Annotated in this window: 5 protein-coding genes; 3 read left to right on the top strand and 2 right to left on the bottom strand. The window is 43.8% G+C overall.

Annotated features, from left to right (window positions below):
- Positions 1 to 4,010 (top strand): DUF5057 domain-containing protein (locus tag J7J62_03010; protein MCD6124124.1); only part of this gene is annotated, 4,010 nt, incomplete at its 5' end.
- 178 nt (positions 4,011 to 4,188) lie between these two features.
- On the top strand, positions 4,189 to 4,356 hold the full coding sequence (locus J7J62_03005) for a hypothetical protein (protein MCD6124123.1): 168 nt from the start codon (positions 4,189 to 4,191) through the stop codon (positions 4,354 to 4,356).
- Positions 4,357 to 4,481: 125 nt separating this feature from the next.
- On the opposite strand, the gene J7J62_03000 is transcribed toward J7J62_03005, so the two are convergent.
- Positions 4,482 to 5,684, bottom strand: a complete 1,203-nt coding sequence (locus tag J7J62_03000) for a glycosyltransferase family 39 protein (GenBank protein ID MCD6124122.1) — start codon at positions 5,682 to 5,684, stop codon at positions 4,482 to 4,484.
- Positions 5,685 to 5,866: 182 nt separating this feature from the next.
- Between J7J62_03000 and J7J62_02995 the strand changes: the two genes are divergently transcribed.
- Positions 5,867 to 6,904 (top strand): Fic family protein, encoded by a 1,038-nt coding sequence (locus J7J62_02995; protein ID MCD6124121.1) that lies wholly within the window; start codon positions 5,867 to 5,869, stop codon positions 6,902 to 6,904.
- A gap of 230 nt (positions 6,905 to 7,134) precedes the next feature.
- Here J7J62_02995 and J7J62_02990 read toward each other — a convergent pair whose 3' ends face one another.
- A complete protein-coding gene (locus tag J7J62_02990) occupies positions 7,135 to 7,659 on the bottom strand; it encodes a 4Fe-4S binding protein (GenBank protein ID MCD6124120.1) in 525 nt (174 codons plus the stop codon).
- Between the last annotated feature and the right edge of the window lie 2 nt (positions 7,660 to 7,661).

Below are 7,661 nucleotides of genomic sequence, written 5' to 3'. Positions count from 1 at the left end.
TATGGGCGAAAACCGGAACATCATGGCCACCATCTATGCCCCCAGCGAGCAGCGTTAGGAAAGTTGGTGACACTATTTTCGCTATCTGGAACAACTGGCGTGGTGTGAGAATTAAGCAGATGGTTTATCCGGTTAGTCTTGGGCGCGCGCGAGGAGACCTTGAGCAGATAGAATTTAAGGCGATTTTGAAGTCTGCTGATAGGGATACACATCGTGTGGGGCTTATCGTTTACTACGATACTATGCTAAGAAACAATGACGCTGCACCTATAGCCACAGCATTCGGTTTCACGGGTATCGCGTCGATATTTTTTGCCTCACGACCACCCGGTATTCCTCCCATCTGGCATGCATACGAGCGAGGTTTTCCGCCTGCTCCTGCTGACATAGTGGCTACGGGTATTCTTACTGGATTCGACGCTGCTGCAAGACCACCTGATGTATTCTGGTATGGGTCTTGGCCCGCTTCCGTTGGGAACCGCTGGCAGGATAGTGATTGGATTGCTGACACTGGCTCACCGTTCGGTGATTCAGCTACAATGGTGAAGTGGTATCCTGTTTTACTCGCCCCCGGCGATTCGGTGGTTTTCGTGACTTATTACGGTATAGGAGAGGTAGATCTTGGCACCACGGTAAGCCATTCACCACCTGAATTTGAGCCCGATTGCGAGAATGTTATACCCAATCCGTTTGAGGTTTCAGCTATCGTGACCAACGGTAATCCCCATTCGCTTACTAATGTCAGGATAATACTCGACTTGGGAGCCTCCGGCGCAACAGTGGTAAGCGGTGTTAATCCAGTAGTTATAGATACATTTTTCGGCTACGGTGGAACGAGGATTGTTAACTGGGATGTTTTAATACCTGATTCTCTTTTCGGCGATACGCTCAGATATAACATCGTGCTTCTTTCGAATGAGGATACAGTTGTGGAGCACTATCAATCATATGTGCCACCAGACATACCGATGGTTCAGTTTGATTCATTGTGGTTTTTCGAGGAAACCGATTGTGATGGTCGCAATGTGGTTCATGTCTGCTATGATGCCACAACATGCCGAGATAAATTCGTTCATCTCGATTTTGGCGTATCATTCGATGGCGGAAGGACATGGCATCTTCCCGCCTACGACAAACTTGAAAACTGGCGCCATCACATAGGGGACTCCGTTACTACCGGGATTCACTGCTTTGATTGGAATTTATCCGATGATGTTCCTGGCGTAGAGCTCGATTCTGCTGTTATAAGCATTTCGTATCATAAATTCGGCACCGGGGATTCGGCTTTATTCACGACATTCGCCGATTTTGCTCGCGGTGATACATCGCATGTAAAGATTCTTTCTCCTGACCCCGACGGCTTGGATGACGGTGCACTCTGGCTTCCTCCGGGAAGAGACACCATATATGTTTTGCAGGTGTATCCTGATGGACATTGTCGGGATTGCATGTCGAGGGCAATATACAACTACATGAGTGCAGGACACCCGCCGCTTAAGATAAAAATTTACATAATCCCCATATCGCAATTTAACGCTGCGTGCGCTGGATTTACTCCTGGCTCCGATGTGGATTCGGTTTTCGTTAATGCGAGCTACATTGATACCGCGAGAGTGGTTCATCCTGCGGTAAGGATGCGATTAACCGATTTCGATGTTCTCGCGTTTGGCGTTGCTGACAGTTATGGTAACAGGGACCTTTCGGCAGCTGCTGCCGATGCCGTAGCTGCATTCGCGAAAAAGGGCAGGGGTTTACTTTTAACCCACGATACCTCGGGATGCAGCCCTGGATGTTGCATGACGAATTTCTGCTCACTAACAGAGGTTACAGGTATCGCGTGCACGCTAACATCGAGTTGGACTACTTTTAATATCGTTCATAGGGTAGCCGACGACACATTGTTCGTGCTTCATCATCCGTTCAATATACCCGATACATTCAGCGTTCTCTTGTGCCACTGGAAGGGACAGAGAATAGTAAGCGGAACGATGCTCTATCAGGGGACGGGAATACCATCTTGCCCAAACGACAATCTTCTTTACTGGCAAGCTTATCATAATTTGAGGTATAATTCTTTCTCGAGCTTCTACTCGTATGGGCACAGAGAATCCGTTCCTATGGAGTGGGAAGCGAAAGCTATGATAAATTCTATTTACTACTCCTATCACGGCGGAGTGGGGAGCGGAGTTTATGTAAGCGAGCCTTTCCCGCTTGAGGGAGAACTCGGCGTTGAGGCGGACTTTTCGGCTGATGTGCCAGTTGGTGCAAACATAATTATTGAAGTGGCACTCGATACATGTATTGGTCCAGATGTTTGCTGGACCGACTGGTACAGAGTTGGTTCTGTCCCTTCATTTTCCTTCGATCAGGTTAAATACAGGGTGGGCATGACATTGAACGAGGAAAACGAAAGCCCCATTTTGCATTGGCTAAAAATAAAGCCTCGCGTTACGGATCCAAGGGAAATACAGGTAGTTGGCGCACTTGATTCCAGAGCCCCAAGAATAAGTTGGCATTGCCCGGATTCTATTGTTCTCTTTGGCGACACTTTAGATATAAACTTTTCGGTGTCGGACATGTTCGTTAATGCGGCGGAGCCGGGGACCATACTTATAGATTACTGCGAGGGAGTTGACACAATTATTGCGAGAGGTCCTGTTAGCTGGGTGGTCACGCCGACTCCATGCGATTCCGCCCGTATGAGAATCTTGATGCCCGATTCGTTCTGCAACTGGGGAGCACTTGAATGCGTGTTCCCGATTGTGGTTGCGGGGGAGATACACATATTTATCCCGGAGACAATAGCCGCTGCAGGAGAGACTATCAATGTGCCCATAGTAATAGATTCGATGTATCTTCCGATAACTTCACGATTTGTCCTCGATATTAATGTTAATTCTGATGTGATAAAGCCTATAGATTACGTTTCAGCGGTTACTCCTGCTCCCGCGACAGCAACCCTTACAGGTCATCTTGACGACTGGAGGATTGATATAAGCTGGTCCACAAGGGTTACGCTTGTCGGTGACACATTAGGTTACTTAAAGGTTCTCGTTGACCCCAAGGCGGTTGGCGGTTCGTATTCGCCCATTTACATAGACGATTTTACATCTGATCTGATGCACACATACTGGGAGAGCGGGATAGTCGTCGTCGCTTATTCGGGACGGCCATGGCTGCAGACGCTTGTGTTTGATTGTCCTTCGGACAAGAGTGTTTCCGAGAAGTGGCTTACATTCGGGGTTTCGTCTGGGGCGACAGACCTTTACGACCCGCGGCTTGACCTTCTTTGGTTGCCGTCGGCGCCGACGGAGATTTCTGCGTGGTTCGCTATGGACGACCCATCACACCCTGCGGTAACCCGTCTTTCGCGCGACATAAAAGACATCGTGCCCGTTAACATCTGGCAGGTGGTAGTGAGTTTTACGCGCGAGGTCAGGGTTAGATGGAACCCATCAAGCTTTGGCGAGGGGATATATATGCTCAATGACGAGGTGGACATGAAGGCTGAATCTGTTTATTTTGCTGCGGCTAACGAGACGCTTACTATAACATGGTCGGAGCCTGAACTTGTTGCTGCCAGAATACCGGTTACAAGGGGCTGGAACCTTCTTTCGCTTCCCGTAAGGAACCCGACAGCTGACCCCAAAATTGTTTTCCACAGATTGCTTGGACCATTCGAATTCAACCCTATAACGCGCTCGTTCCAGTATGCGAGCAGGGTTTCGTCCGGGATAGGTTACTGGACATACAGCTGGCAAGATTTGGAGTTCATCGTTGCTGGTGAGCCGGTTGCTGGGTTCGTTTTGCCGGTTTATATGGGCTGGAATCTTATAGGCGCGCCGTATTCAACGGTTCCGGTTGACAGCATAAGAGCCATTGGCACATCCATTCTTTCGATATACGGCTGGGATGGAAGCTCCTACTTTGTTCCCTCGAGCCTCGAGCCAGGCAAAGGCTATTGGGTGCTTGTGCCCGCTGACGGAGAGCTTGAGATTAGAGGAAGGTGATGGGCTTGTTGTTTCTGTAAACTTTGAGCTAATATAATACTTTTCTCGAGAGGGATTCAGACGGAATATAATATGCATTTCTTGCTTCGAATAATTTACTCATACTATTTCATTTCGGGAAATTTCGTATTTACTTGAAATTTAATCCTAAACTTACTTTATCCTATAATGAAAAGGAATGAATATAGATGATAAATTAAAAATCCTGAAGTCTGAAATGAAAATAAAGCCAGCGGAATTAACCATCTCTTTGGAGAATTTCATTCGTGAATATGCGGAAAAACTTGAGGGGGAAGAAGCGATATTGGAATTATACGAGAGCTTTGAGAAAAAGGTTGACTTTTGAGGAGTTATTATGTTTTGCTCTTATAGTAGGATGTCTAAAACAATGAAGATGTATAGTGTGCTATAAAGGTATATTAAAAAGATTTGATGTTAATCTCAATGAGCTTTAATAAATTTGAACACATCTCATTGTTTGTTGGCAGTTCCAAAGCACATGCTCCCAAGAACTATTAGCAACACTTCAGCTGGAAGCCTGAATCTTACTCGCGTGAAAAATATTGCATATCCTGCCGCAAAAAGAAGCATGGAGAAGACGATGGCTTTTATTTCTGGTCGGGACCAATTTAGTATCATCCCTTTAATGGCGAAAAGCAAAAGTATTAAATATGAAACAGCAAAAATTATTCTGTATTTTACGGAGCTTGCTTTCGTTTTGGTTATAGGTTTTGGATACGGTCGCCAAAAGTTGATGAATTTCAATGGATACATATAAATTACTCGCACCGGATGTTTACATATATAATTTAAAACTCTTTTTCTATATTCCTTGATTGATTGGTCCAATGGCAGCGATTGAAGATATTTTCCTTCGCTCGTTCTGTAGATCGGGAATGAGCCTGAGGATGGAGTTGTATATTCGCAGTTTCCAGCCCATAAATTCGCCCAACCTACAGTGGATAACGGAATAAATCGATTAAATTTTATTGAGTTTCTGACAGCCCAGGGCGCAAGTATCAGTATTATGCCAGCCAGTGCAGATGCTATCGTGCTTGGTCTGCGAAAAATTTGATACGATGGAATTATTGCTATAATCAAAAGCATTGGTATCAAAGATAATCCGATTCCTATTAAAATTCCCCATAAGAAAGCTTTTGCTGCGTTTATTTTGCGATTTTTCCAAAGGAGCCATAGATAAAATATCGCTAAAATCCACAGGCTCCCAAGAAGCTGCGGGTATAATACTGCTGATAGGTAAGCAATAGGCGGATAAATAGCGTATGCTAAAGCGGCGATTTTTGCGCTGATGGAATCAGTTAATTGCTTGGCAAGATTGTAAATAAGTATTACGCCCAGAGAAGCGAGAACCGCCTGAAACAATTTTAACCATAGGATTGATTTTGAGAAAATCATTGCTAATGCCAAAAAGGTCGGGTATGCCGGAGAGACGATGGCTGTTGGTTCTCCGTTTAGTGAGAATCCTTCGCCATTTGTTAGCGAGGTTGCTATTTTGTAATAGGTGAATTCATCGCCGTAATGCAGTTTATTCGCTCCTAAAAGGAAAATCATTGTTAGTCTAATGGTTAATGCTAAAAGGAAAATTATTGCCCAAAATGCCTTTTTATTTCCGATACGGGCAAGCAAAACAGAAATTTTTTGCATTATTTTCATAAATCTACTTATAATAATCAAAGAGCAAATTTACAATAGTTTTTAGGCTCTCGGTAGAAATTGATGAAGGCGAGAAGATGGTATATGTATTCGTTTATGATGTTTCAGGAGGGTTTGTGTGACGAAGGAATCGATGGAAAGAATGAAATCATTAGAGTGAATTAATTAAGTAGAGGAGAGAAATGTTTAAGCCTAATTTCAGTTATACCCATAATATTGTAAACAATTTGGTTGAAATTACATCTGCAAGGGAACTAATTCTTAACGCTTACCTTGTGCCTAAATGGGAGATTTCGCTAAGAAGAGAAGCATTAATTAGGGCGGCTCATGCTTCAACTGCGATAGAGGGTAATCCTCTCACCCTTGAGGAAGTTAGCCAACTTGCTCGTGGAAGAAAGGTAGTCGCTGCAAGAAGAGCGAAGCAAGAAGTTCTCAATTACCTTAATGTTCTGGAACACATAGAGAAGTATCAGGAAAATGGAATAGTGAAAGAAGAACACATCTTAAATTTGCACAAAGATATTACAAAGGAAACACTTGAAAATCCCGAATGGGAAGGAAAATATAGGAAAATTCAAGTATATGTGGGAAATAGAATCACGGGAGAGATAATATTTATACCACCACCTCCTGAAGAAGTCCCTTCCCTTATGAAAAACTTTATAAAATGGCTTAATTCTGAAGAAGCTCTTAAACTTCATCCTGTTCTTGTTGCGGGAATCTCCCATTACGAATTGGTAAGGATTCATCCTTTTGTGGATGGAAATGGCAGAACCGCAAGAGTAATTGCTACCCTTATACTTTACATAAGAGAATTTGATATAAAGAGGTTCTTTGCCCTTGATGATTACTATGACAGCGATAGGAGAGCGTATTATTCAGCTCTTAAATCCGTAAATCAAAAGACTCTTGATTTAACTCAATGGCTTGAATATTTCACTGAGGGAATTAAGGTTTCAATACTGCGTGTTAAGGAAAAAGTTTTACAGCTATCAATTGAGGGTAAGAGACGAAAAGAAAAAGGACAAATAGCATTAACTGAAAGGCAGATGAAGATAATAGAGTTCATACAGAAAAATGGTAGGATAACAGCGGGTAATGTGGCAAATATGTTCAAAATCACACGACAGGCAGCTTTAAAGGAACTATCTAAACTTGTAGAACTTGATGTGATAACGCTTAGAGGGAAAGGCAGAGGCGCACATTATGTGCTTGTATAGTGGTTGTCATTTTAGTTGTCGTTTTGGTTGTCGTTTTTTGAGTTTGGATGAAATATGATGTGTAGGATAACTAAAACTACTTTATTCAGTTTTGCTGAAGGAATCAGTTGGGAGATTAGTTTATTAAGGATAAAAAGACTTTATGAACAATATTGAAATATATTAGAGAAGTTCTAGACTCGTGCATTTCTAAAAATTGACTCAATTCTAAACGGTCGAGAAATAAGTATTTATCCCTCCTTCATCAACCCCCTCAACTCATTTTCCTCCTCGTAAGCGGGGGGCGCTATGGCGCGGACTTCCATAGCGAGCTCTTTCGGAGCTGTAACCCACACAACAGAGGTTTTGTCCTTGAATTTTATTGCTCTGACTACCTCGCCCTCTCCCACTATCTCACCTTTGCGGTTAAGAAGCCTTGCTTTCTCGCCTTTTTTCGGAAGAGGCGCAAACTCGTGGGGCAATTTTAGAAGTGCTAATTTATCGCTATATGTAAGGTCAACGACGAATATGGCTATGCCCGGGCAGGCTGAAACGCAAAGCGAACAGCCATCGCAAAGCTCGAAATCTATCTTAGGCAGTGCGTTTATGTTCGGAAAGGGCAGGATGGCGCCCTTCGGGCATGAGGTGTAGCACGGGTCGCAGGGTATCTCCTGAAAACACTCTATAATTGCGACGGGACCTTTTTCAAGTCGTTCCTTGGGCGGAGAAATTCGTTTTATGTCCTCCTCGGTGGGAACTCCGTCTTTTGCCAGCATAT

It is taken from the genome of bacterium (assembly GCA_021159335.1).
Classification (GTDB): domain Bacteria; phylum UBP14; class UBA6098; order B30-G16; family B30-G16; genus JAGGRZ01.
This window is presented reverse-complemented; position numbering and strand designations above follow the sequence as displayed.

Bases quoted from the DNA above. Each gene is read 5' to 3' on its own strand.
- J7J62_03005 (MCD6124123.1), top strand. From the start codon at position 4,189: ATGAATATAGATGATAAATTAAAAATCCTGAAGTCTGAAATGAAAATA.
- J7J62_03000 (MCD6124122.1), bottom strand. From the start codon at position 5,684: ATGAAAATAATGCAAAAAATTTCTGTTTTGCTTGCCCGTATCGGAAAT.
- J7J62_02995 (MCD6124121.1), top strand. From the start codon at position 5,867: ATGTTTAAGCCTAATTTCAGTTATACCCATAATATTGTAAACAATTTG.
- J7J62_02990 (MCD6124120.1), bottom strand. From the start codon at position 7,659: ATGCTGGCAAAAGACGGAGTTCCCACCGAGGAGGACATAAAACGAATT.